At 68.4% G+C, this 25,619-nt stretch carries 23 protein-coding genes; 8 read left to right on the forward strand and 15 right to left on the reverse strand.

The features are described from left to right. Positions 1–64 precede the first annotated feature (64 nt). The 12 genes from C5B97_RS15095 to C5B97_RS15150 form a co-directional block, all read right to left on the reverse strand. Entirely contained in the window at positions 65–649 is a 585-nt protein-coding gene (locus C5B97_RS15095) for a methylated-DNA--[protein]-cysteine S-methyltransferase (RefSeq protein ID WP_104312834.1), read from the reverse strand. Then, positions 646–2,346: a DNA-3-methyladenine glycosylase 2 family protein gene (locus tag C5B97_RS15100; RefSeq protein ID WP_104312835.1), complete on the reverse strand. Its 1,701-nt coding sequence runs from the start codon at positions 2,344–2,346 to the stop codon at positions 646–648. The genes C5B97_RS15095 and C5B97_RS15100 overlap by 4 nt, the downstream gene beginning before the upstream one ends. 131 nt (positions 2,347–2,477) lie before the next feature. Beyond that, on the reverse strand, positions 2,478–2,963 hold the full coding sequence (locus C5B97_RS15105) for a PTS sugar transporter subunit IIA (RefSeq protein ID WP_104312836.1): 486 nt from the start codon (positions 2,961–2,963) through the stop codon (positions 2,478–2,480). After that, positions 2,960–4,102, reverse strand: a complete 1,143-nt coding sequence (locus C5B97_RS15110; RefSeq protein ID WP_258068301.1) for an adenosine deaminase — start codon at positions 4,100–4,102, stop codon at positions 2,960–2,962. The genes C5B97_RS15105 and C5B97_RS15110 overlap by 4 nt, the downstream gene beginning before the upstream one ends. A gap of 138 nt (positions 4,103–4,240) precedes the next feature. Further along, the gene (locus C5B97_RS15115; protein WP_104312837.1) at positions 4,241–5,563 is read right to left on the reverse strand and encodes a thymidine phosphorylase; all 1,323 of its coding nucleotides are present in this window, start codon (positions 5,561–5,563) and stop codon (positions 4,241–4,243) included. Continuing rightward, a complete protein-coding gene (locus C5B97_RS15120) occupies positions 5,560–5,979 on the reverse strand; it encodes a cytidine deaminase (RefSeq protein ID WP_104312838.1) in 420 nt (139 codons plus the stop codon). Before C5B97_RS15120 ends, C5B97_RS15115 begins: the two co-directional genes overlap by 4 nt. A gap of 8 nt (positions 5,980–5,987) precedes the next feature. Further along, a complete protein-coding gene (locus tag C5B97_RS15125) occupies positions 5,988–7,298 on the reverse strand; it encodes an ABC transporter permease (RefSeq protein WP_104312839.1) in 1,311 nt (436 codons plus the stop codon). Beyond that, the gene (locus C5B97_RS15130) at positions 7,295–8,614 is read right to left on the reverse strand and encodes an ABC transporter permease (protein ID WP_104312840.1); all 1,320 of its coding nucleotides are present in this window, start codon (positions 8,612–8,614) and stop codon (positions 7,295–7,297) included. Before C5B97_RS15130 ends, C5B97_RS15125 begins: the two co-directional genes overlap by 4 nt. Next, entirely contained in the window at positions 8,611–10,110 is a 1,500-nt protein-coding gene (locus C5B97_RS15135) for an ABC transporter ATP-binding protein (RefSeq protein ID WP_104252208.1), read from the reverse strand. The genes C5B97_RS15130 and C5B97_RS15135 overlap by 4 nt, the downstream gene beginning before the upstream one ends. Before the next feature lie 185 nt (positions 10,111–10,295). After that, a complete protein-coding gene (locus C5B97_RS15140; protein ID WP_104312841.1) occupies positions 10,296–11,381 on the reverse strand; it encodes a BMP family protein in 1,086 nt (361 codons plus the stop codon). A 238-nt stretch (positions 11,382–11,619) separates the two neighbouring features. Continuing rightward, positions 11,620–12,705, reverse strand: a complete 1,086-nt coding sequence (locus C5B97_RS15145) for a BMP family protein (RefSeq protein ID WP_104312842.1) — start codon at positions 12,703–12,705, stop codon at positions 11,620–11,622. 91 nt (positions 12,706–12,796) lie between these two features. Next, positions 12,797–13,909, reverse strand: coding sequence for a mannose-1-phosphate guanylyltransferase (locus tag C5B97_RS15150; protein WP_104313027.1), 1,113 nt, complete (start codon positions 13,907–13,909; stop codon positions 12,797–12,799). Positions 13,910–14,033: 124 nt separating this feature from the next. Between C5B97_RS15150 and C5B97_RS15155 the strand changes: the two genes are divergently transcribed. The 8 genes from C5B97_RS15155 to C5B97_RS15190 all read left to right on the forward strand — a co-directional run bounded on the left by C5B97_RS15155 (position 14,034) and on the right by C5B97_RS15190 (position 23,013). After that, on the forward strand, positions 14,034–15,179 hold the full coding sequence (locus tag C5B97_RS15155; RefSeq protein ID WP_104312843.1) for a glycosyltransferase family 1 protein: 1,146 nt from the start codon (positions 14,034–14,036) through the stop codon (positions 15,177–15,179). A gap of 188 nt (positions 15,180–15,367) precedes the next feature. Continuing rightward, the gene (gene sdhC / locus C5B97_RS15160) at positions 15,368–15,802 is read left to right on the forward strand and encodes a succinate dehydrogenase, cytochrome b556 subunit (protein WP_219819820.1); all 435 of its coding nucleotides are present in this window, start codon (positions 15,368–15,370) and stop codon (positions 15,800–15,802) included. A gap of 12 nt (positions 15,803–15,814) precedes the next feature. Further along, positions 15,815–16,258: a succinate dehydrogenase, hydrophobic membrane anchor protein gene (gene sdhD / locus C5B97_RS15165; RefSeq protein ID WP_179557903.1), complete on the forward strand. Its 444-nt coding sequence runs from the start codon at positions 15,815–15,817 to the stop codon at positions 16,256–16,258. Positions 16,259–16,313: 55 nt separating this feature from the next. Next, positions 16,314–18,116: a succinate dehydrogenase flavoprotein subunit gene (gene sdhA / locus C5B97_RS15170; protein ID WP_104252203.1), complete on the forward strand. Its 1,803-nt coding sequence runs from the start codon at positions 16,314–16,316 to the stop codon at positions 18,114–18,116. Between the two features lie 15 nt (positions 18,117–18,131). After that, positions 18,132–18,893, forward strand: a complete 762-nt coding sequence (locus C5B97_RS15175) for a succinate dehydrogenase iron-sulfur subunit (RefSeq protein WP_104243064.1) — start codon at positions 18,132–18,134, stop codon at positions 18,891–18,893. A gap of 140 nt (positions 18,894–19,033) precedes the next feature. Further along, entirely contained in the window at positions 19,034–20,101 is a 1,068-nt protein-coding gene (locus C5B97_RS15180; protein WP_104312844.1) for a YihY/virulence factor BrkB family protein, read from the forward strand. Between the two features lie 132 nt (positions 20,102–20,233). Next, positions 20,234–21,772: a class I adenylate-forming enzyme family protein gene (locus tag C5B97_RS15185; RefSeq protein ID WP_104313028.1), complete on the forward strand. Its 1,539-nt coding sequence runs from the start codon at positions 20,234–20,236 to the stop codon at positions 21,770–21,772. After that, the gene (locus C5B97_RS15190) at positions 21,769–23,013 is read left to right on the forward strand and encodes a beta-ketoacyl synthase (protein WP_104312845.1); all 1,245 of its coding nucleotides are present in this window, start codon (positions 21,769–21,771) and stop codon (positions 23,011–23,013) included. The genes C5B97_RS15185 and C5B97_RS15190 overlap by 4 nt, the downstream gene beginning before the upstream one ends. A 196-nt stretch (positions 23,014–23,209) precedes the next feature. Here C5B97_RS15190 and C5B97_RS15195 read toward each other — a convergent pair whose 3' ends face one another. From C5B97_RS15195 to C5B97_RS15205, 3 genes are read right to left on the reverse strand one after another with little or no spacing between them, the layout of a single operon-like run. After that, positions 23,210–24,025, reverse strand: a complete 816-nt coding sequence (locus tag C5B97_RS15195; protein WP_104312846.1) for a MetQ/NlpA family ABC transporter substrate-binding protein — start codon at positions 24,023–24,025, stop codon at positions 23,210–23,212. 55 nt (positions 24,026–24,080) lie between these two features. Next, positions 24,081–24,740, reverse strand: coding sequence for a methionine ABC transporter permease (locus tag C5B97_RS15200; RefSeq protein WP_258068302.1), 660 nt, complete (start codon positions 24,738–24,740; stop codon positions 24,081–24,083). Positions 24,741–24,760: 20 nt separating this feature from the next. After that, positions 24,761–25,501 (reverse strand): ATP-binding cassette domain-containing protein, encoded by a 741-nt coding sequence (locus C5B97_RS15205; RefSeq protein ID WP_104312848.1) that lies wholly within the window; start codon positions 25,499–25,501, stop codon positions 24,761–24,763. Positions 25,502–25,619 lie beyond the last annotated feature (118 nt).

Raw genomic sequence — 25,619 nt, forward strand, 5'->3', positions numbered from 1 at the left:
GTTGCAACCCATCCGCGTGCGCGAAAGCCATCCCGAGTCCGGGGAGGCGAACGGATGCGGCGTGTCAGGAGGCGTGGGCGAGTTCGCGCTGCAGCAGCGAGCGCTTCACGTCGACACCCCATGCGAAGCCGCCGAGGGTGCCGTCTGAGCGCAGGACACGGTGGCACGGCACGAACAGCGCCGGCGCGTTGCTGGCGCAGATGCTCGCTGCCGCCCGCACAGCCGTCGGACGACCGAGGGCTGTCGCGAACTCCGTGTAGGTGAGCGGATGCCCGGCCACGATGTCCCGCAGGCCGCGCCAGCCCTGCATCCGGAACTCCGCGCCGAACTGGGCGACGGGAACGTCATCGATGGCGTCGAGCTGCCCCTCGTAGTACGCCCGGACGGCGTCGGATGCGGCACTGCATCCGCGGGTGAGGACCGTCGGCCTGGCCTTCGGCGTGATGCGGGCCACGACGAGCTGTTCGTCGTCGCTCCACCCGGACGAGAGGACCGCGCCGTCGCTGTCGCGGGTGATGATCGTGAATGGGCCGTCCGGCGTGCCGAACGTCTCGATGACGGCCTGCTGCTCAGCATTGGATGCCGGCGCGACGTCGCTGGCGTGTGTGCGGCCTGCCGCCGTCGCTTGTGGGTTCTCCTGTGTGCTCATGCTGGTTGCTCCGTGCTGTGAGGTGCGGTCTGGGGTGCGGCGGCGGAAGCCGCGGGCGGTTGCTCGGCGGTCTCAGTCCTGTTGGTCTTCTTGGCGACGGCCCGCGCTCTGGGCGGTGCCGCTCCCCAGAGGTGGAGCGAGAGGTAGCTGCGCCACGGCCTGAACTGCTCGGCGACCGCGGTGAGGTCTTTCGGTTCCGATGGGAGGCCGAGGGCTCTTGCTCCGCTGCGCAGGGCGACGTCGCCCGTGAGCAGCACGTCCGGGTTTCCGAGCACGCGCATGCTCACGTAGCCGGCTGTCCAGTCGCCGATGCCCCGGAACGCGGTCAGCGCCGAGTGCTGCTCCGCGACGTCGTCGCCGTGCGAGAGACGCAGCTGTCCGCTGGCGATCGCCTCGGCGACGTTTGTGATCGTCGCTGAGCGCGCGCGGGGGCCGGCGAACGACTCCTCACCGAGCTCTGCGATGGCGGATGCGCTCGGGAAGAGCCGAGTCACGCGGCGACCCGGGACCTGCCCGGTCGCGGCGGCGGCGGTAGCGCTACCCGCCGCGTCCATCTCGTCCGGTCGGCGATCGTCGCCATCCGGCACCAGCGCCGCGCCCGCTCGCGCCGTCAGGCGGCTGAGCGCTGTGCGGGCCGCGGAGACGGTGATCTGCTGTCCGATGATCGCGCGGAACAGCATCTCGTCGGGGTCCACCGCTCCGGGAAGGCGCCTGCCGGGGCGCAGGCGCACGCGCTCCGCGATGCCGGGATGCACGGAGAGGGCCGCGTCGATCGCGGCCGGGTCAGCGTCCAGGTCGAAGAGACGGCGCACGCGGGTGACAAGCGTCTGCAGGTCGCTAAGGTCGGTCAGCTGAGCCCGGAGGCGGAGCGACGAGGGCTGCGAGCCCCCCGCATCCACGCTGAACCATGCTGGTCCGCCTGGCAGCAGGAGACTGCGCTCGTAGCTGTGCCCCGTCGCGATCTCCACGCCGTCGATGGCGCGCTCCCCCAGCCAGGTGAAGACACCGGCGGCGTCGTACGGTTCGCGGTAGGCGAGCGCAAGGGTCAGCGGGACCCCACCGGCACCGAGAGCCGGGCCGCCCTCCTCGACACGGCCGCTGCCTGCTCGCATCCTCGCTGATCGGCCCCGTGAGGCGTCCCGCACCTGCGTGGGCGTCAGCTGGAAGACCTCCTGCACGGTCTCGTTGAACTGCCGGACGCTCGCGAACCCCGCCGCGAAGGCCACGTCGGCGAGGGGGAGGTCGGTGGCGCCGAGCAGGGTCGCCGCGGTCCTCGCCCGCTGTGCGCGGGCGAGGGACAAGGGCCCCGCGCCGAGCTCGGCTGCGAGCACACGACCCAGGTGGCGAGCGGAGTAGCCGAGCCGCGCAGCCAGGCCGGGGACGCCCTCGCGCTCGACGACGCCGTCGGCGATGAGGCGCATCGCGCGAGCTGCGACATCGCCACGCAGGTTCCAGGCGGGGTCGCCGGGAGCCGCATCCGGCAGGCAGCGCTTGCACGCCCGGTAGCCGGCCTCGTGTGCCGCGGCGCTGGTCGCGTAGAACGTGACGTTCTCCCGGTGCGGCGTGCGCGCGGGGCAGCTCGGTCGGCAGTAGATGCCGGTCGAGCCGACGGCCGTGATGAACTGGCCGTCGAAGCGGCGGTCCTTGGCGAGGATCGCTCGGTACCGGTCGTCTCCGGTCAGGTTGGTGCTTGCCATGCGATGAGTCTGGCAGGTTCAGACCGCGTCCACTCGCGGGAATCGGACACGACGGTGGGCGATCGGTGGCGACCGGTCACGGTCCACGTCGGGGACCTCGCAGCGGACGGCGGGCGCCCGCAGCGCAGGCGTCAGGCGATGGCGAGCCCGGCAGCCACGAGGCGCGGCTTGAGCAGCTCGACAAGCGACTCGGGCGACGCGGCGGCGACGAGCTCGCCGAGGACGACCTCGTTGTCAAAGACCTTCGCGAGCGCGGCGATGAGCTGCAGGTGCTCGGATGCGCTCGTCGCGGTCATGCCGACGACGACCCTTACCGGGTCGTAGCGCGCATGTCCGAAACCGACGCCTTCTGGGTAGGTGATGACGGCGAGACCGTTCTGGATGGTCTCCTCGCCGGGTCGCGCGTGCACGAGCGCGACCCCTGGGCCGACGACGACGTACGGACCGAAGCGCTCGATGACACGCACCATGTTGCTCGTGTACCCGCGCTTCGCGAATCCACGCTCGGCCAGCAGCTCGCCCATCTGGCCGACGGCCTGGCGCCAGTCGAGGGCGTGTGCTGCGAGCCGCACACTGGTGGGGTCGAACTGCAGCTCAGGCGTCTCCTGCGCGCTCATGCTCCTGCCTCGTCGAACCCTTCGCTCACGATCTCCGCCAGCTCTTCGCGGTCTTCGATCGGCAAGAAGGCGCCTTCTGCGGCGTTCAGCTGGAAGGTCTCCAGATCTGCGATGTCGTAGTCGAAGGTGTCTGCGAGCAGCGTCAGCTCTCGGGAGATGCTCGTCGCGCTCATGAGGCGGTTGTCGGTGTTGACGGTCACCGTGAACCCGAGCTGGTAGAGCAGGTCGAAGGGGTGGTCTTCGATGCTCTCACCCCACGCGGCGATGGCACCGGTCTGCAGGTTCGAGGATGGGCTGAGCTCGAGCGGGATGCGGCGGTCGCGCACCCACTGCGCGAGTCGCCCGAGCGACACGTACGTGCCGTCCTCGTCTTCACCTTCGAGGTCGATGTCTTCCGCGATGCGCACACCGTGGCCGAGACGCAGGGCGTGCGCGTCGAAGATGGCGCTCTCGATGGAGTCGAGTCCGGCGGCCTCGCCGGCGTGCACCGTCGCGGGGAAGCGCTCCGACATGAGGTAGTCGAAGGCCTCCTGCAGGTTCGTGGGCGGGAAGCCGTCTTCAGGGCCGGCGATGTCGAAGCCGACGACACCCTGTTCGCGGTGGCGGACGGCGAGCTTTGCGATCTCGAGGCCGTTGCCCGCGTGGCGCATCGCGCTGACCAGCTGGCCGATGCGGATGCGCTTGCCGTGCGAGCGCACGTCGTCGATGCCCTCGTTGATGCCTGCCTGCACCGCGTTGACCGCGTCGTCCAAGCTCAGGCCGCGCTTGAGATGCTGTTCGGGAGCCCAGCGGACTTCGCCGTAGACGACGCCGTCGGCGCCGAGGTCGTTGACGAAGTCGCGGGCGACGCGGCGAAGGCCGTGCGCGGTCTGCATGACGGCCGTGGTCACGTCGAAGGTCTTCAGGTATTCGACGAGCGAGCCGGAGTCGGACTGGTCGGCGAACCAGTTCGAGAGCTCCGGTGCGTTTGTTGCGGGGAGCTCGAGGCCGATCTCGTCGGCCAGCTCGATGATCGTCTGAGCACGCAGGCCGCCGTCGAGGTGGTCATGCAGCGACACCTTGGGCAGCGTACGGATGTTGGTGCCGTCTCGCAGCGTGAAATCGCCCTCGTCGTATGGCGCGGAGCTCTGCACAGACACGGTGTTCCCCTTCGAATGTGGCCGCGATCCAGAAAATGCGGCCGTCCAGAGCCATGATTCTATCTGGCGGAGGCAACCGGCGCGCGACCTGGCGTGGCAGTGTGGAGAAGGTTTCCCTTCTCCACACCGCGAGCCCGACTACTCCGCGCCGACGCGGCCAGCGATGAGCGGACCGCCGGTGAGGATCTCCGAGCCGGCGTCGCCGATCTCGTACGCCCCCTCGAGCGCCTCGAGGGCACGCGGGAAGCGGGCGGCATCCTCGGCCGAGAGCGTGAAGAGCACGTCCCCCTTCTTCACGGCATCGCCCGGCTTGGCGGCGAGGTCGATGCCTGCCGAATGGATGACCGGGTCCTGCTTGCGCGCGCGTCCGGCTCCCAGGCGCCAGGCCGCGATGCCGAACGGCAGCGCTTCCTGGCGGACGAGCACACCGTCGCGGTCGGCGCGGACGTCGTGCGTCTCGCGCGCGACGGGCAGCGCCCCATCCGGGTCGCCGTCCTGCGCCGAGACCCACCGGCGCCACACATCCATCGCCGCGCCGTTCTTCAGCGCACCTTCGACGTCGGCGTCCGGCTGCCCCGCGAGGCGGAGCATCTCGCGAGCCAGCTCGACCGTGAGCTCGACGACGTCGGCGGGGCCGCCGCCAGCGAGCACCTCGACCGATTCGCGCACCTCGTTGGCGTTGCCGATCGCGAGCCCGAGCGGGACGTTCATGTTCGTGAGCAGCGCCGAGGTGCGCACACCGGCATCCTCGCCGAGCGCGACCATCGTCTCGGCGAGCGCACGCGAACGCTCGATGTCGCCCATGAAGGAGCCGGAGCCGAACTTCACGTCGAGCACCAGCGAATCGGTGCCCTCGGCGATCTTCTTCGACATGATGCTCGAGGCGATGAGCGGGATGCACTCGACGGTTCCCGTGATGTCGCGGAGCGCGTAGAGCTTCTTGTCGGCTGGAGCCAGGCCTGCACCGGCTGCGCAGATGACGCCGCCGATCTCCTGCAGGAGGGTGAACATCTCCTCGTTGGAGAGCTCGGCACGCCAGCCGGGGATGGCCTCGAGCTTGTCGAGGGTGCCACCCGTGTGGCCGAGTCCGCGGCCCGAGAGCTGCGGCACGGCGACGCCGAAGGAGGCGACGAGCGGCATGAGCGGGAGCGTGATCTTGTCGCCGACACCTCCCGTGGAGTGCTTGTCGACCGTGACCTTGCCGAGCCCGTCGAAGTTCATCCGCTCACCCGACGCGATCATGGCGAGCGTCATGTCGCGGATCTCGGTGCGCTCCATGCCGTTGAGGAAGATGGCCATCGCCATCGCCGCCATCTGCTCGTCACCCACGTAGCCGTTGGCGTAGCGCGAGATGAGCCAGTCGATCTCGGGCGTCGACAGCAGACGACCGTCGCGCTTCGCCTTGATGAGGTCGACGGCGTCGAACGCCTCGACTGCGGACTGGGCGGGGGTGGAGCTCATTTGATCCCTTCGAGATCTCTGGGGCCGAACGCGTCCGGCAGTACCTGGTCGATGGTGCGGATGCCCGAGACGGTGTCGAGGAGCATCCCCGGTGCCGAGAACTCGTACAGCAGCTGGCGGCAGCGGCCGCACGGCATGATGACGTCGCCGTCGCCGTTGCAGCATGTGAAGGCGACGAGCTTGCCGCCACCGCTCGCCTGGAGTGCCGAGACGAGTCCGCACTCAGCGCAGAGGCCGACCCCGTAGCTCGCGTTCTCGACGTTGCAGCCGACGACGATGCGACCGTCGTCGACGAGCGCGGCCGCGCCGACGGAGTAGTTCGAGTAGGGCGCGTACGCCTTCGTCATGATGTCGCGCGCAGCCTCGCGGAGGGTCGCCCAGTCGGGCTCGAGCGCTTCGGTTCCTGTTGCCGTCATGGCTGCACCTATGCCTTCACGTAGGGTTTGCCCGCCGCGGCGGGGCCTCGGGACTGGCCGACGAAACCGGCCACGGCGAGGATCGTCACGATGTACGGGATCATCGCCATGAACTCGGGCGGGATGTTCGCCCCGACCTGGCTCACGAGGGTCTTGAGGTTCGAGGCGAAGCCGAACAGCAGCGCGGCGAGGGTCGCGTAGACCGGGTGCCAGCGGCCGAAGATGAGGGCGGCGAGGGCGATGTAGCCCTGGCCACTCGTCATCTCCTGGCTGAACGAGCCGACGCTGCCGAGCGTGAAGAAGCTGCCGCCCGCGCCGGCGATGGCGCCGGAGAGCAGGACGTTCCAGAAACGCGTCTTGTTGACCTTGATGCCAACCGTGTCGGCCGCCTTCGGGTGCTCGCCGACGGCGCGGAGACGCAGCCCCCAGCGGGTCTTGAAGAGCGCGAAGGTGAGGACGGGCACCGTGATGAACATCAGGTACACGATGAACGTGTTGTCGAACAGCAGCGGCCCGATCACGGGGATGTCGCTCAGCAGCGGGATCGCGAAGCGCGGGTACTTCTCGTTCTGCGCGATGGTGTTGAGGAACCCGCTGTCGCGCGTCATGACGCCCGAGTAGAGGAAGTTCGTCAGTCCGATCACGAGCATGTTGATGACGACACCGACGACGACCTGCTCGACCAGGTAGCGGATCGAGAAGACGGCGAGGATGAGCGAGACGAGCATGCCGGCGAGGATCGCGCCGAGGAGGCCGAGGAACGGGTTGCCCGTCATCGAGCCGATCAGCGCTGAGGTGAAGGCGCCGGCGAGGAGCTGGCCTTCGATGGCGATGTTCACGACGCCGACGCGCTCGGAGACGAGGCCCGCCATCGAGCCGAAGATGAGCGGGGTCGAGATCGCGAGCGTTCCCGTGAGCAGCCAGGTGAGCGGCACGTTGGCGTTCGCGCCGATGAAGACGATGAGCGCCCACACCCAGAGGATGCCGAAGACGACCATGACCCACATGGGCAGCTTCGCCCCTGCGGCCGTGCGGAGGAAGGCGACGACGGTGATGCCGGCGAGGATCACGCCGATCACGAGGTTCGTGACCATGGTCGGGAGGACCAGCGGGTCGAACTTGATGGGCACGCCGTCCGAGTTCAGGTCGATCGTGCTCGAGGCACCGGCAGGTGCGAGAAGCCCGAAGACCACGAGCACGAGTGCACTGAAGAAGGCGTACGCGATGGGGGCCTTCCAGCTGCGCGTCGTGCGGACCTCAGCCTTGGTGCTCGCGCCCACCGGGATCTGCTCCTCGGTGCTCGGCGTCACTGCGGTCATGCGTTCACCTCGTTCTTCGTGCCGTTGCTGCCCGTGCCGTCCTTCGTGCTCGACGGCCCGTCATCCTTCCCTTCCCTCGACGCGCGGATGCGGTCGAGCAGGCGGATGCCGGAGGGCTTCGGCAGGCGGAAGATCGCACGGATGAGCGGAGGTGCCGCGATGAAGAGCACGATGAGGCCCTGGATGACGGCGACGATGTCGATCGGGATGCCCTCGACGACCTGCATCGGGAAGGAGCCGGCCTTGAGCGCGCCGAAGAGGAGACCCGCGAGGATGATGCCGACGGGGTGGCCCGCACCGAGGAGCGCGACTGTGATGGCATCGAAGCCGATGCCCGCGTGGACGCCGGGGTCGTAGCCGGCGGTGGCGCGGCCGAGCACCTGCGTGGCGCCCGCGAGGCCGATGAACGCACCGGCGATGGCCATCGTGAGGAACGTGATGAAGGCGACATTGATGCCTGCAGTGCGAGCGGCACTCGGGTTGAGGCCGACGGCCCGCACCTTGAAGCCGATCGTCGTGCGCTCCATGATCCACCAGTAGACGAAGGCGGCGATGATCGCGAGGATGAAGCCCCAGTCGGCGGCGCCCACGAGATCGGGCAGCTGCGCCGACTCGACGATGGGCTTGGCCTTCGCGTTTCCGCCGGCGCCTTCCGCCTGGAAGACGGGGGTCTTGAGCAGGTACGTGAGGCCCCAGAACGCGATCCAGTTGAGCATGATCGTGACGATCACCTCGTGCGCTCCGGTCTGCGCCTTCAGCCAGCCGGCGATGCCGGCCCAGATCGAGCCGCCGACGATGCCGGCGAATGCTGCGACGAGCACGTGCACGACGAAGGGAAGCTGCAGGCTCGCGCCCACGAAGCCGGTGAAGAGCGCGGCGATGAGGATCTGGCCCTGACCACCGATGTTGAACAGGCCAGCGCGGAACGCGAACGCGACCCCGAGGCCGGCCGTGATGAGCGGCGTCGCCCACATGAGCGTGTTCGTCAGCGGAACGAATCCGTTGCGGGGCGAGTAGACCGCACCCTCCCACAGCGCGCGGAACGCACCGCCGATGACACCGCCCGCGGCGGCGAAGAGGTCCATCGGCCGGGAGAAGAAGTACCCGGTCGTCTCGAGCACATCGTCGCTCGTGAAGACGACGAGGAGCGAGCCGATGAGCAGCGCGAGGACGATCGCGAGGATGGAGCGCAGCGGCCCACCCCCGAGGATGTCGCGCCAGAGGCCGTGCCACGGCGACTGCTCGCTCGCGGTGACCGGCACCTGCGTGCCGGGTGGTGGCGGCGTCTCGGCCGTCACGTTCTGGAGCTGGCTCATACTTCGACCCCCGCCATCATCTGGCCGAGCACGTCGCGAGACGTCTCCGGTCCAACGATTCCCATGCTCTTGCCCTGGTACATGACCATGATCCGATCCGCCAATTGCACAACCTCGTCGAGCTCGGTCGACACGATGATGACCGGGATGCCCGAGTCGCGGACGCGCACGATCTGCTCGTGCACGAACTCGATCGATCCGACGTCGAGACCGCGCGTCGGCTGCGAGGCGATGAACATCCGCAGGTCCCGGCCGAGCTCGCGCGCGAGCACGACCTTCTGCTGGTTGCCGCCGGAGAGTCGGCCGACGGCCGTCTCGATGGAGGGCGCCCTGACGTCGAAGTCCTTGACGTTCTTCTCGGCGAAGGCCGTGATCTCCCGCAGGTTCAGCGCGATCCCGTTTGAGAACGGTGCGCGGTCGGCGCGGTCGAGCACGAGGTTCTCGGCGATCGTGAAGTCGCCGACGATGCCATCTTCCGTGCGGTCTTCCGGCACGAAGCCGAGCCCGGCATCCAGCGTCTTCTTGACCGTCTGCCCGATGAGCTCGTTGCCGTCGAGGCTGATCGAGCCGAGCGCCTTCTTGTGGAGGCCGAGGATGGCCTCCGTCAGCTCGGTCTGCCCGTTTCCCTGCACGCCGGCGATCACGAGGATCTCGCCCTCGCGGACCTCGAAGCTGAGGTCGTCGACCTGCTTGGCGCCGACCTCGTCGAAGACCGTCAGCTCGGAGACGACGAACGTCGTCTCGCCCAGCTTCGGAGCTTCCTTGTCGACGTCGAGGTCGACGGCGCGGCCGACCATCTTCGCCGCGAGCTCCTCGTTCGACTCGCTCGGGAGTGCCGTGCCGACGACCTTGCCGCGGCGGATGACGGTGATGCGGTCTGCGACCTTGCGGACCTCGCGCAGCTTGTGCGTGATGAAGACGATGGACGTGCCCGCTTTGCGCAGCTGGTCCATGATGACGATCAGCTCGTCGGTCTCCTGGGGTGTGAGCACGGCGGTGGGCTCATCCAGGACGAGGATCTTCGCGTCTCGCGAGAGCGCCTTGATGATCTCGACGCGCTGCTGCGCGCCGACGGGCAGGTGCTCGACCAGCGCATCCGGATCGATGTTGAAGCCGAACTGCGCTGAGAGGTCACGGACCTTCTGGCGGGCGCTGTCGATGTCGAGGACGCCGGCGCCGTTGGCCGGCTCGTGGCCGAGCATGAGGTTCTCCGCGACCGTGAAGACGGGGATGAGCATGAAGTGCTGGTGGACCATGCCGATGCCGGAGGCCATGGCGTCGCCCGGCCCGGAGAAGTGCTGGACGGCGTCGTCCAGCAGGATCTCGCCCTCGTCGGCCTGGTACAGGCCGTAGAGCACGTTCATCAGGGTCGACTTGCCAGCACCGTTCTCGCCGAGGAGCGCATGGATCTCGCCCTCCTCGATGGTGAGGTTGATGTTGTCGTTGGCCGTGAAGGCACCAAATCGCTTGGTGATGCCTCGAAGCTCGAGTTTCATAGCGGTCCACTTCGCTGTGCGGTAGTGCGGGATACGGCCTGGTGGGCCGGTCGTGCTGGAGCCGGGGCGGCGGGTGGCCGCCACCGACTCGGATTGCATGCGTAGGCATGCTACGGGGCCGCCGCGAGTTGCGCGACGGCCCCGCATCCATGTTGTGCCTGGACGTCAGTCCAGAGGCCGGAGGGTCAGACCTTTGGTGAGGAAGGCGACAGGTCCGGGTACTTGCCGTCGATGACTTCCTGCTTCAGGGCGTCGATCTCGTCGAGCGTGCCTTCGGGCAGCTCAGACTCGAAGGCGCCGAAGCCCGAGAGGCTGACACCCTCATTCTCGAGGACGCCCGTGTAGGTCGTGCCGCCCTCGAAGGTGCCGTCGACGCTCTGGGAGATGGCGTCGAGAACGGTGACGTCGAGTCCCTTCATGATCGAGACGAGGATGATGTCCGCGTACTGCTCGTCAGCGATGGCGAGGTCGGAGTCGACGCCGAGGATGACAGCGTCCTGGCCGCCTTCGCGGATCGCTTCTGCTGCGCCCTGGTAGAGGGGGCCGCCGACGGGGAGGATGACGTCTGCGCCCTGGCTCAGGAAGCCGGTGGAGATCTCCTTGGCACGGGAGACGTTCGTGAAGTCATCGACGAACGAGCCCTGCTGCGAGTCGACGTCCCAGCCGATGACCTTGACGTCCTTGCCCTTGGCCTCGTTGAAGTGCTTGACACCATTGGCGAAGCCGTCCATGAAGATCGTGACGGTCGGGATGGCGGCGCCGCCGTAGGTGGCGACCGTGCCCGTCTTCGAGTACGCAGCTGCTGCGTAGCCCGCGAGGAACGCGGCCTGCGCCGTGTCGTAGTTGAGCTCGAGCACGTTCGGGATGCCGAGGCCTTCGACGTCGACGATCGCGAAGTCGACCTCTGGGTTCGCCTCGGCGGCGGCAGCCGTCGCGTCGGCCAGCTTGAAGCCGACGGGAACGATGATGTTGCAGCCCTGGTCGACCATGGTCGTCAGGTTGGCCGCGTAGTCGTCCGGTGTCGCCGACTCTGCCTCGAGCACGCTGACTCCGAGCTCGGACTCCGCGTTCTCGAGACCGGTGTGTGCGAGCTGGTTGAAGGAGCGGTCGTCGAACCCGCCCTCGTCAGACACCATGCACGCGGTGAAGTCGGATGCACCTTCAGCTGGCGCGTCGCCCGCGTCCGGAGCTGGGGCACAACCGGCGAGCACGAGGGCTGCGACGCCCATGGTGCCAATTGCAGCGAAGCGCTGCTTCGAAGAGATAGCCACTCTCGATCCTCCTGAGTTGGATGTCCGTCGCGCCGCAGAACGCGGATGCCGACGAAGCTGGTGATTGCCCGAGCATAGCCGTAGCCCGGCGTCACAATACGGCCCAGATCGGAATCGAAACCCGACCGTTGCACAGTTACGAGTGTGTTTCTCGGCGCGTCGGGCGCCGATTCTCACGGGGCCGGAATCTTCCGGGCCGATCGGTCGGTGAGGGTGCTCGATCGGGTCGCAGATCCGCTCAGTTGGCGCCCGTCGGCGACGACGGCGACTCGACGACGATCTCGCCGGCCACGATCTTCGCCTTCAGATCCTCGACCTCGGCCTTCAGCTCGGCGGGGATCTTCGAGTCCCAGTCGTGGAAGGAGGAGAGCCCGACTCCGTCGTTCCCGAGCGTGCCGACGTTGTTGCCCGGCTCGAAGGTGCCATCGATGTCTGAGCCGATGACGCCGAGGATGGCCGGCTCCATCCGCTTCTCGACCGTCGTCACGAGCAGGGGGCGGTACTCCTCGCCGAGGAGCTCGTAGCCGTCGGAGTCGACCCAGATGATGCCGACGTCGCCGGCCGCGAGCGCTGCCGCAGCGGCGCCTTCACCGGCCTGGGCTGCGACGGGCATGATGATGTCTGCCCCCTGCGAGATGAGCCCCTGCGCCGTCGTCTGCGCCGCGTTCGTGTTGGTGAAGTCGTCCGTGAACGAGCCCTGCTGCGTCTTGGGATCCCAGCCGACGACACGCACCGACGCGCCCTTGGCGGTGTTGTACTGCTCGACGCCCGCCGCGAAGCCGTCCATGAACACGGTCACGGGTGGCTGGTTGCCGCCGCCGAAGGTGCCGACGACGCCCGTCTGGCTGACGCCAGCCGCGAGGTACCCGGCCAGGAACGCCGCTTGCGCGGTGTCGTGCACGATCGAGGCCACGTTCGGCCCCTCGACGACCTCGTCGACGACCGAGTACGTGATGTCGGGGTTCGCCTCGGCGGACGCCCTGGTCGCGTCGGCGAGCTCCCACCCGACCGTCACGATGTAGTCGCAGCCCTCGCCGACCATGGTCTCGAGGTTCGTCTCGTAGTCGGCCTGCGACTGCGAGACGGTCTCCCGCATCTCCACGCCGTACTCCTCCTGCGCCGCCTCGAGCGACTCGAAGACGGCCTGATTGAACGAGCGGTCCTGGATGTTGCCGCTGTTCGCGACCATGCACGCGAGGTAGTCGCTGCCAGCGCCCGCCGCATCCGTCGAGCCCGGGGCCTCCGGTGGAGCCTGGCAGGCGGTCAGGGCGAGGGTGGCGACGGCGAGGGCACCGAAGGCGCCTGGGATGCGAGAGCGAGACATGCCGGAAGAGTAGTGGGAGCCGCGCCCAGACCGCTACGCGCGTGCACGGATCGTTGTGACCGTGCACGCGCGCAGAGGAGCGGGAGGCGGACTACAGGACTTCCGGGCGCCTCGACTCCTTGATCTCGGCGACCAGCTGCTTCACCTTCTGCGCGTTGGCCGCGGTCGTGACGAGCAGCGCATCCGGCGTATCGACGACGACGATGTCCTTGATGCCGGCGATGGCGACGACTCGGTCGGTGTGGTTGACGATGAGCCCGGAGCCGTCGACGACGACGACGTTGCTCTCGTCGCCGTGCACCGTCACGCCGTTGCCGTTGGTGCTCTTGCGGAGTCGGCTCACCGCTGCGAAGTCACCCACGTCGTCCCACTGGAAGTAGCCGGGGATGACGGCGAGCTCACCGCGCGCGGCGGCCGGCTCGGCCACCGTGTAGTCGATGGCGATCTTCTCGAGGCCGGGCCAGACGCGCGCCGTGACCTCGGCCTGCTGCTCGGTGCCCCAGGCATCGGCGATCTCGTTGATGCCGGCGGCCAGGACCGGGTTCGACTCGGCGAGCGCCTCCATGAGGCGGTCGACGCGCGCGAAGAACATGCCGGCGTTCCACAGGTACTCGCCAGACGCCAGGTAGCGGCGCGCGGTCGCCTCCTTGGGCTTCTCGACGAACGCGTCGACCTTGCGGGCGCTCGGTGCGGCTGGGATCTTGAGCGGCTTGCCCGCTCGGATGTAGCCGAATGCGGTCGACGGCTCGATGGGCTGGATGCCGATCGTCACGATGACGCCGGCGTCGGCAGCCTCGACGGCCTCGCGCACCGCAGCGGCGAAGCGGTCGGTTGCGCCGATGAGGTGGTCAGCGGCGAAGGAGCCGATGATGGCGTCTGGCACACGGCGCTGCAGGATCGCGGCGGCGAGGCCGATCGCCGCCGTCGATTCCCGCCCCTCGCTCTCGAGGACGATGTTCTCCTCGATGAGCTCGGGAAGCTGCGCGCGCACCTCCTTCGCGTGCGCCTCACCCGTCACGACGAGCAGCCGGTCTTCAGCGCACAGCGGCGCGAGCCGGTCCCAGGTCGCCCTGAGCAGGGTCGAGCCGTTTCCGACGACGTCGTGGAGGAACTTCGGGGCTTCGGCCCGCGAGAGGGGCCAGAGTCGGGAACCGACGCCTCCCGCTGGGATCACGCCATAGAACCGATCGATCGCATCTGCCATGCGCAACACCATAGGGGAACACTGTCTCCTGCTGGTTTCGGCGTGACGATGCTGTGGATATGTCGTCGGGAACACGTCGCCCGGAGTTCACCTCGACGCCACGCTGGCCGCCTACGTTCGCGTCATGCGCATCGCGGTCGTCACCGAGAGCTTCCTCCCCACTGTCAACGGCGTGACGAACAGCGTGTGCAAGGTGCTCGACCACCTCGCACTGCGCGGTCATGAGGCGATAGTCATCACCCCGGCCGCCGGCTCGCCCAGCGAGTATCGCGGCTTTCGGGTCGTCGAGGAGCCAGCCCTCGACTACCGCCAGTTCCCGGTCGGCCTCCCCTCCCCAAGGGTGGACCGACTGCTCGCCGAGTTCGCGCCCGACATCGTGCACGCGGCGAGCCCCCTCTTTCTGGGATCGCAGGCGATCGCCGCCGCGAAGCGACGAGGCATCCCGAGCGTCGCCGTCTTCCAGACCGACGTCGCCGGGTACACGAAGCGCAACCGCCTGAGCGCCATGGAGGGCTTCGCCTGGTGGTTCATCCGCTGGCTGCACAACAACGCCGACCTGACGCTCGCGCCGTCGAGCGCGGCGCTCGGTGATCTGCGTCGCGCGAAGATCACCAACGCCACCCGCTGGGGTCGAGGGGTTGATCTCGAGACCTATCACCCGCGGAACAAGCACGAACAGGCCGTCCAGAACAGCCGCCGACGGCTTGGCGCCGAGTCGCGCACGATCATCGGCTACGTCGGCCGACTCGCGCCGGAGAAGCAGGTCGAGCGCCTCGCCTCCCTGCGCGGCCTCGACGGGGTGCAGCTCGTCGTCGTGGGCGATGGGCCTTCCGAACCGAGCATCCGCAAGGCGCTCAAGGGCGTGCCCGTGCACTTCGCCGGCAGGCTCGGTGGCCGCGACCTGGCTCTGGCCTACGCCAGCTTCGACGTCTTCGTGCACACGGGAACTGAGGAGACGTTCGGCCAGACCATCCAGGAGGCGCACGCGAGCGGCCTCCCCGTCGTGGCGCCGTACGCCGGTGGGCCGATCGACCTCGTCGAGCACGGCGTCGATGGCTTCCACTTCGATCCGGACCGAGCGGGCGACCTCGACCTCAGGGGCATGCTCGAGCAGCTCGTCGATTCCCCGGGTCTTCGAGCACGCATGGGCGAGGCGGGCCGGCGGCGCGTGCTCTCCCGTTCGTGGACGAGCGTCTGCGACGAGCTCCTTGCGCACTACGCTTCCGTCATGACGGATGTGCGGCAGCCGAGCGTTCTGCCCCACGTCTGAAGGCCAGGTCCTGGCCACGCGGCCTCGCACGAAGGAAGGTATACCTTCCCAGCTGAAAAGCGCGGAAGGCGTAGTCTAGGCGGGTATCAACATGCCCAACGCAGTGTAGTTGGGACCTGCCGCTCATCTTCACCTCCTCGGCGCAAGAGTCCTGAGCGGAGAACGCAACGCGACAGAAGGGCAATCCCGTGTCAGCCGTACAGACACCAGCTCCGGCGGGCTCGACAGCCCCGAAGAAGTCAGCGAAGAAGCCGCATCGCGGCGGCACGCTGTACCGGGGGAACGAGGGCATGTGGTCCTGGGTTCTCCACCGCATCACCGGCGTCTCCATCTTCTTCTTCCTGATCGTGCACGTGCTCGACACGTCGCTCGTGCGCGTCAGCCCTGAGGCTTACAACGCGGCCATCCACACCTACCAGACGCCCATCATGGGCATCGGCGAGGTCGGACTCGTGGCAGCCATCTGCTACCACGCGTTCAACGGCATCCGCATCATCCTCATCGACTTCCTGCCGGGCGGCGCGAAGTACCAGAAGCTCATGTTCTGGATCGTCATCGGCCTCTGCGTCGTCACGATGATCGGCTTCACGCCCCGCCACCTGATCAACGTGTTCAGCCACTAGGAGGGAGCTGCCATGACTATCGAAACCATCGAGTACCCGCGCTCGGCAGCTGCCGCCAAGAACAGCACGAACTGGGAGCGCATCGGATGGGCGTTCATGCGCGTCTCCGGCGTGCTGCTCGTCATCCTGATCTTCGGCCACCTGTTCACGAACCTCATGGTCGGGCAGGGCGTCGCAGCGATCGACTTCGCCTTCGTCGCCGGCAAGATGGCCGACCCGTTCTGGGTCGTCTGGGACACGCTCATGCTCGTCCTCGCGTTCATCCACGGTGCCAACGGCATGCGCACGATCATCAACGACTACGTGTCGAAGGCCAGCACGCGCCGCGCGCTGCAGGTCACGCTGTTCATCGTCACGACGGTGCTCATCGTCCTCGGCCTCCTGGTGATCTACACGTTCGACCCGTGCCCCGCCAACGGCGCCGCCGAGAACCTGCCGAGCTTCTGCCCGGCCTAGCCGCGGCGCTCGGCCACACGACTTCCACCACCTGAGAAAGAAGAGCCACAGACATATGGCAGAGAAGCTCGCTCCGACGCGCACCGTCGACGGCGTCCACTACCACCAGCACGAGATCGTCATCGTCGGCGCCGGTGGTGCAGGGATGCGCGCGGCCATCGAGGCCGCACAGGGCGCAGACACGGCTGTCGTCACGAAGCTCTACCCGACGCGCTCGCACACCGGTGCGGCCCAGGGCGGCATGGCTGCGGCCCTCGCGAACGTCGAGGACGACAACTGGGAGTGGCACACCTACGACACCGTCAAGGGCGGCGACTACATCGTCGACCAGGACTCTGCCGAGATCCTCGCGAAGGAAGCCATCGAGGCGGTCATCGACCTCGAGAACATGGGCCTCCCCTTCAACCGCACGCCAGAGGGCAAGATCGACCAGCGCCGCTTCGGTGGCCACACGCGCGACCACGGCAAGGCGCCCGTCCGTCGGGCCTGCTACGCGGCCGACCGCACCGGTCACATGATCCTCCAGACGCTCTACCAGAACTGCGTCAAGCACAACGTGAAGTTCTTCAACGAGTTCTACGCGCTCGACATCGTCATGACCGAGGTCGACGGCCAGGAGGTCCCCGCGGCCATCGTGGCGCTAGAGCTCAAGACGGGCGAGCTGCACGTCTTCCAGGGCAAGGCCTTCATCTTCGCGACGGGCGGCTTCGGCAAGGTCTTCAAGACCACGTCCAACGCGCACACGCTCACGGGTGACGGCATGGGCATCGTCTGGCGCCGTGGCCTCCCGCTCGAGGACATGGAGTTCTACCAGTTCCACCCCACCGGTCTCGCTGGCCTCGGCATCCTCCTCACCGAGGGCGCACGCGGCGAGGGCGCGATCCTGCGCAACGCATCCGGTGAGCGCTTCATGGAGCGCTACGCGCCCACCATCAAGGACCTCGCACCCCGCGACATCGTCGCCCGCTCCATGGTGCAGGAAGTCCTCGACGGTCGCGGCGCCGGCCCGCACAAGGACTATGTCTACCTCGACTGCACCCACCTCGGTGCCGAGGTCCTCGAGACGAAGCTCCCCGACATCACCGAGTTCGCTCGCACGTACCTCGGCGTCGACCCCGTCACCGAGCCCGTGCCCGTGTACCCGACCGCGCACTACGCGATGGGCGGCATCCCCACGAACAACGCCGGCGAGGTGCTCTCCGACAACGAGACCGTCATCCCGGGCCTCTACGCGGCCGGCGAGTGCGCCTGCGTCTCGGTGCACGGCTCGAACCGCCTCGGCACCAACTCGCTGCTCGACATCAACGTCTTCGGCAAGCGAAGCGGCCGCAACGCCGTCGAGTACGTCAAGACCGCCGAGTTCGCTCCCCTGCCCGACGACGCCGCCGCGTTCGTGAAGAGCATGGTCGACGACCTCCAGGCATCCACCGGCACCGAGTCGGTCGCCGGCCTGCGTCGCGAGCTGCAGGAGACGATGGACAAGAACGCCCAGGTGTTCCGCACCTCGGAGACGCTGACCGAGGCGACCAAGGTCATCCACTCGCTGCGCGAGCGCTACACGCAGATCGCCGTCTTCGACAAGGGCAAGCGCTACAACACGGAGCTCCTCGAAGGCATCGAGCTCGGCTTCCTGCTCGACCTCGCCGAGGTGCTCGTCTACTGCGCCCTCAACCGCGAGGAAAGCCGTGGCGGCCACATGCGCGACGACTTCCCGAAGCGCGACGACGTCAACTGGATGCACCACACCATGGCGTACCTCACCGGCGACCGGAAGTCCCCCGACCCCGCCGACCACATCCGACTCGACAAGAAGCCCGTGCGCGTAACGCGCTACGAGCCGACCGAGCGCAAGTACTAGGAAGGGCTTCACAGAATGACTGCTGCAACAACTGAAGCACCCGAGGCGCCCATCGAGGCTCCCAAGCCGTTCACGGTGACGCTCAACGTCCGCCGCTACAGCCCCGAGACGGACACCGAGCCGTACTGGGAGGCGTTCGACGTCGAGATGTACCCGACCGACCGCATCCTCGACGCGCTGCACCGCATCAAGTGGGACCAGGACGGCTCGCTCGCGTTCCGTCGCTCCTGCGCGCACGGCATCTGCGGGTCCGATGCCATGCGCATCAACGGCCGCAACCGCCTCGCCTGCAAGACGCTGGTCAAGGACCTCGACATCTCGAAGCCCATCTACGTCGAGGCCATCAAGGGGCTCCCCCTCGAGAAGGACCTCATCGTCGACATGGAGCCGTTCTTCGAGGCGTACCGCGAGGTGCAGCCCTTCCTGAAGGCACAGGCAGAGCCCGAGAAGGGCAAGGAGCGCTTCCAGTCGATCGCCGACCGCGAGCGCTTCGACGACACCACCAAGTGCATCCTCTGCGCCGCGTGCACCACGTCGTGCCCCGTGTTCTGGACCGACGGCCAGTACTTCGGCCCCGCCGCGATCGTCAACGCGCACCGCTTCATCTTCGACTCCCGTGACGAGGACGCGAAGGTCCGCCTCGACATCCTCAACGACCGCGAGGGCGTCTGGCGCTGCCGCACGACCTTCAACTGCACCGAGGCCTGCCCCCGCGGCATCCAGGTGACGAAGGCCATCGCCGAGGTCAAGCAGGCCATGCTCAAGGGCCGCGTCTAACCGACGAGCATCCACACGCGAAGAGGGGCAGCCGAATTCGGCTGCCCCTCTTCGCGTGTCGGCCCGTCACGTCGACGTGACTCTCGCTCCCGAGCGCGCGCCCTCCACCCTCGACCCACCGCCCCACCTAGCCTGCTCCTATGACCACACCCGGCTCACCCCACGAGACCAGCGTCGTCAAGGCGCAGACGGCCCCGGATGCGCGGGACCCTCGCAAGCCGGAGGGACTCAAACCGGTTCTCGGCCCAGCCTGGCGGTACATCCTGACGCGCGCCATCCGCGAGTTCCTCCGCGACAAGAGCACGGTGCTCGCCGCCGCGCTCACGTTCTACATGCTGCTCGGGGTCTTCCCCGCGCTGTTGGCGCTCATGTCGGTCATCGGCCTCTTCGGGCTGACGGAGGAGGCAGTGTCGTTCATCGATGAGATGTCGACCTACCTGACCGATCCGACCTTCGCGGAGACGCTGCGGAACACGGTCGAGCAGCTCGGCGAGTCCAGCGGCGCGGGCACTGCGTTCGTGGTCGGTCTGCTCGGCGCCCTCTGGTCGGCGTCCGGGTACGTGAACTGCTTCTCGCACGCCATGAACACGGTCTACGAGATCGACGAGGGTCGCCCGTTCTGGAAGCTCCGCCCGATCATGATGATCTGGACGATCGTCCTCCTCGTGCTCATGCTGCTGATCTTCGGGATCCTGGCGCTGTCCGGACCCGTAGCCGCGGCGGTCGGCGGCCTCATCGGCCTCGGCGACGCATCGCTCGCGGTCTGGAGCTTCGCCCGCTGGCCCATCGTCCTCGCTGTCGTGATCGTGATGATCGCGGTGCTCTTCTACGGAACGCCCAACGTGAGGCTGCCGAAGTTCAAGTGGATGACGCTCGGCGCGTTCATCGCTCTCTTCGTGACGGTCGTCGCAAGCGGCGGGTTCTTCTTCTACGTCGCGAACTTCAGCAGCTACGAGCGGCTGTACGGCGGCGTCGCCGGAGTCATCATCGCGCTGCTCTGGCTGTGGATCGTCAACCTCGCTCTGCTCTTCGGCGCGCAGTGCGACGCTGAGATCGAGCGGGTGCGGGAGCTGCGCGGGGGCATCGAGGCTGAGCAGAGCATCCAGCTGCCGCCGCGCGACACGAAGGCGAGCGCGAAGAGGCTCGAGCAGATCGACAGGGACATCGCGAAGGGTCGCGAGCTGCGAAACGGTGTCGGGCTCGACTGAGCGTCTCCGCGCCGGGATGCCCACCCCGGGGTGACGGTGCGCGCGCGGCGGAGGGAACCCGCGGGGAGACGCCCGACACGGCACCCCGCGCACGCCTCAGCCGCACAGAGGTCCGCGACCTAGAATCGTGTGGTGCCCATCACTCGCACGCTCATCGACACCGCCGCCCGCTGGCCGAGCCGCACTGCGCTTGCCGGCGACGGCGATCGCCTCAGCTACAGCGAGCTGTCCCGCTCCTGCGCCCAGGTCCGGGCAGGCGTCGAGACGCTGCTCGGCTCGTCGGAGCCCATCGCGAGCGGCGCATCCGCCGCCGAGACCGCCGGCGTGCCGATCGTCGCGCTCTCCCTGTCGCGCGCCTTCGACACCGCGCGCCTTCTGACGGGAGTCATCAGCTTCCGCGCCGTCGCCGCCGTGCTCGACCCGCTCTGGCCGCTCGAGCACCGACTCGAGATCCTGCGCCGCGTCGAACCGGCGCTCGTCATCACCGACGACCCGGAGTTCACCGAGCAGCTGGACGCCGCAGCCTGGGGTGCGACGGTGACGTCGCTGGCGTCGTTCGACCTGGCCGCCGCAGAAGCGCTCGCCAGACGAGGCGAGGCGGCACCTGGCCCCGAGGTCAGGCCGCGTGACGAGCCCTTCCTGCTGCTCTTCACGTCGGGCACCACCGACCTCCCCAAGGGGTTCCTGCGCACGCGCGGCAGCTGGGACCACAACGTCGGCATCAGCCGACGGTACCTCGGCACCGCCGACGGCCGCTCGACGATCGCGCCCGGCCCACTCTCCTACAGCCTCACGCTGTACGCGCTCGTCGAGGTGCTCGGGACGGGTGGTTCGCTGCACCTGCAGAGCGGATTCGATGCGCGAGCGGCTTCGCGCACCATCGCGGAGGAGCGCATCGGGCGTTTCGTCGGTGTACCCGCCATGCTGCTCGCCCTCCTCCAAGCAGCACGCCGGAGCGAGCAGTCGCTCGCTTCGCTCGTCGAGGTCATCACGGGCGGAGCCAACCAGCCGGAGCACATCCGCAGCGGCTTCGAGGAGGCCGTCCCGACAGCCCACCTGCGCAGCTACTACGGAGCCTCGGAGATCGGGTTCATCGGGTACAGCGACGAGGGCGACGGCACGAACCTCGCCCCCTTCGCTGGCGTCGAGGTGAGCGTCCGCGATGAAGCCGGGGTCGAGGTGCCGGCTGGCGAGACCGGCACACTGCACATCCGCGTGGGGTCAGCCGTCGAGCGGTACCTCGCGGCGACAAGCGCAGACCGCATCATGGACGCCGAGGGGTGGGCGAGCGTCAACGACCTCGCGTCGTTCGAGGACGGGCGCATCCAGCTGCTCGGCCGCGCCGGTGACGTGGCCGTCTCCGGCGGGCACAAGGTGTCGCTCCCCCAGGTCGAGCGCGCGCTCGCCTCGCTGCCCGGCTGCGAGCAGTGCTGCGCCGTCGCGCTGCCGGACGACACCCTCGGATCGCTCGTGGCGGTGGTGATCGAGGGTGATCCGGATGCGCTCCCCACCAAGGCGCAGATGCTCGGCCACCTGAGGGCACGGCTCGCGCCCCAGTTCGTGCCGCACCGCCTGTACCGCGTGCAGCTCCTGCCGCGCACCGCCAGCGGGAAGATCCGCCGCGCGGCGGCTCTCGAGCTCGTCACCTCCGGTGAGGCGGACCGCCTGTGAGGCGCGCGGTCGTCACCGCCGTCGGCGCGGTCACCCCGAACGGGCTCGACGCCGCCAGCACCTGGGCGTCGCTGCTCGCGGGGCGGAGCGGCATCCGACGGATCGAGAGCATCGACGTCGCCGACCTCACCGTGCGCGTCGCGGGCGAGGTCCACGGCTTCATCGCAGCCGACCACCTCCCCAAGCGGGATGTCGCCCGCCTCGATCGGCACGCGCACTACGCTGTGGCCGCCGCCGACGAAGCCATGCGCTCGACGGGCATCACGCCAGGCTCGCTGCCGTTCGACTCGACCAGGTTCGCTGTGACCATCGCGACCGGCTCCGGTCCCGTCTCGCTCACTCAGGACGCCGCGCGCATCCTCGACAGCTCCGGGCCTCGCCGCGTGCCACCAGGCGTCGTCGTGTACGGCGGCCCGGACGCAGCCGCCGCCTACCTCAGCGAGCGCTACGGCGCGCGCGGCGCCACGGCTGGGCTCTCCGCGACCTGCGCGAGCGGCACCGTCGCCCTCGGAGAGGCCATGCGCACCATTCGGCACGGGTACGCCGACGCCGTGCTCGTCGTCGCGGCCGACGACTGCCTGAACCGCGTCAATCTCGCTGTCAACGCAACCCTCGGCGCCCTCGCGATCGGGCACGAGGATGCGCCGCACACCGCGAGCAGACCCTTCGACCGCGCGCGCCACGGGTTCGTCATGTCAGCGGGTGCTGCAGCGCTGCTCGTCGAATCGGAGGAGAGCGCGATCGCGCGGGGCGCCGAGATCCTCGGCGAGGTCGCCGGCTACGGCGCCACGTCAGACGCATACCACCCGACGGCGCCCCGCCCGGACGGCAGCGGCGCCCTCGCGGCGATGCGCGCGGCTCTGGACGACGCAAACCTTGACGCGAGCGGGCTCGACCACGTCAACGCGCACGGAACGAGCACGCCGCTCAACGACGCCATGGAGACCGCCGCGCTGCGCGAGCTCCTCGGCTCACGCCTTGGCGAGGTTCCCGTGACCGCGAACAAGTCCGCCACGGGCCACCTGCTCGGCGCCGCGGGAGCCCTCGAGGCGGTCATCTCGCTGCTCACGATGCGCGACTCCGTGATCCCGCCGACCCTCAACCTCGATGACCCGGAGTTCCCGGACCTGGACGTCGTCGCGCACGAGGCCCGCCCAGCGCGCATCCGCACCGTGCTGTCGAACTCGTTCGGCTTCGGCGGGCACAACGCGTCACTGCTGCTGCGCGAGTTCAGCGCCTGACCGCCAGCCCACGGCTCAACTCCGCGCCGACCGCGACGGCCGCCCGCACGCCCTCTCGTCCGCCCGCCCTCGAACGCTGCCAGCCGACTGGCCCGAATGACGCCCCGAGAAGGGCACATCGACTGGCGGCGATCGCCTCAGCGAAGGCCGTCCGGGACATTCGCCTGGCAGCGATCCGCGACGGTGAACCTGCTCATTAGAAGGCCGGCGGCACGTCCAGCGACTCGAGCGTCTCCCGAACCTTGTCGCTCGTGAACGCCTTCTCGAGTGCGGTGATCTCCGGAGTGCCGAGCTTGTCCTCGCGCGTCACGAGCGTCACCGCGAACTGCTCATCCTGCTCGACCGCGAGGCCGTTGTCGACGGGCGTCAGCCCGAGCTGTCGCGCGAACGACGGCAGGTTGAAGACCGCGTCTGCCTCCTCGTAGGCCGTGTTGAGCTGCAGCAGATCGACCTGCGTGATGGCCAGCTCGCGCGGGTTCTCGGTGATGTCCGCCACCTTGGCCGTGAATCGTTCGACCCCCTCATCGAGGGTGATGATGCCGCCATCGGCAAGCAGCTGCAGCGCGCGTCCCGCGTTCGCGCTGTCGTTGGGGATCACGACGCTGCCACCCTGCGGCAGCTCGTCGAGCGAGCCCAACGTCTTGGAGTAGAACGCGACGACCGTCGAGTAGATCGGCGTGACGCCGGCGAGCGACGCGTCGTTCTTGGTGTTGAACTCCTCCATGAACGGCACGAACTGCACGAAGTTCGCGTCGATCTCGCCGTTCTCGACGAGCACGTTCGGCTGCACGTAGTCGGAGACGGGAACGAGTTCGATCTCGTAGCCGTCCTCGATGGCCTCGGCCGCCGCTTCGACGACATCCGTCATGGGGGTCACGGTGGCGGCGACCTTGATGGTGACGACATCGCCACCGCCGCTCGCCCCATCGGCGGCCGGCGCGCATCCCGCGGCGAGGAGGGCGAGGGATCCGACGGCGAGCGCCGCCCCGATCGTGCGGAGTCGAAGTGTCATGGCTGGTGGTTCCTTTTCGGTGCGTTCGCGGGGTGGATGCAGGGGAGGGATGCGCTCAGCGGCGGTCGAGCGCCACCGAGAGCCGGTGTCCACCGGTCTGCAGCAGCTGAACGCACACGATGACGATCACGATCGTCGTGTACATGAGCGGGTAGTCGTACTCCTGGTAGCCGTAGCGCAGAGCGAAGTCGCCGAGGCCGCCGCCGCCGACGACGCCGAGCACCGTCGAGTACGAGAGCAGGCTGATCGCTGCGGAGGTGAGCGCGTAGACGAGCCCGCTGCGCGCTTCGACGAAGAGGAACCGGGTGACGATCTGCCCGGTGTCGGCCCCCATCGACCTTGCCGCGTGCAGGACGCCGGACGGCACCTCGAGCAGGATCTGCTCGACGAGCCGCGCGTAGATCGCGACACCGACGAAGCACAACGGGAACGTGGCCGCCTGCGTACCGAACGTCGTGCCGAACACGAGGCGCGTGAGTGGGATGAGGAAGACGACGAAGAGCAGGAACGGGAACGAGCGCACGACGGTCACGTAGAGGTTCGCTGCCCGCCAGATGACGCGGTTCTCGCGCACTCCGCCGGGGCGCGTCAGGAAGATGACCACGCCGAGCGGCAGCCCGAGCACGATCGCGGCGGCCAGGGAGAAGACGAGCATGTACCCCGTCTCGCCGAGTGCCTGCCAGATGGCGTCGGCGTTGGCTGTGAGAGAGGTCACGATGCTGTCGACGAGCTCCATCACGATCCGAGCACCCGCTTGGCGTGCTCGACGTACGAGCCGCGGTCGTCCCGAGCGCTGTGCTCGACCGCCACGATGCCCTGCAAGTGGCCCCTGTCGAGGATCGCGGCCCGGTCGCAGATCGCTTTCACCGCGGCGAGCTCGTGCGTGACGAGCGCGATGGTCGTGCCGAAGTCGTCCCTGGTGGAGGCGAGCAGTCGCAGGATGTCGCTTGTCGTGCGCTCGTCGAGCGCGGAGGTGGGTTCATCGCAGAGCAGCAGCGGGGGCCTCGTCACGAGGGCGCGCGCGATGGCGACGCGCTGCTTCTGTCCGCCTGAGAGCTGCGCCGGGTAATCCCCGCCACGGTCGCCGAGCCCCACGTAGTCGAGCAGCTCGTCGACGAAGGCCGGATCGCGGCGATGCTGCAGCCGAAGCGGAAGCTCCACGTTCTGCCGAGCCGTGCGATTCGCGAGCAGGTTGAAGCTCTGGAAGACCATGCCGATGCGGCGGCGCAGAGCCCGACGCTCTCGTTCGCGCATCGCAGACGGGTCGGCGCCCTCGATGAGCACCCGGCCCTCGCTCGGCGTCTCGTCGGCGTCGAGCAGCCGCAGCAGTGTCGACTTTCCCGCGCCCGACTCTCCCACGATGCCGATGATCTCGCCGCGGCGGATCTCGAAGTCGATGCTGTCGAGCGCTGGCTCACCCGCTCCGTATCGCACCGTGACGCGTTCGAGAGCAGCCACGGGGCCGGGGTCTGGCATGCACACTCCATCGTTTCTGGATTCTGTACAATTATACGCGCTAGACGCCCGCATTGACGGCCGAGCGCACAGCGAAGCGGGGTGCATCCGGAAGACTCCGGATGCACCCCGCTCGGGA

Source organism: Pseudoclavibacter sp. RFBB5 (assembly GCF_002931555.1).
Lineage (GTDB): Bacteria > Actinomycetota > Actinomycetes > Actinomycetales > Microbacteriaceae > Pseudoclavibacter.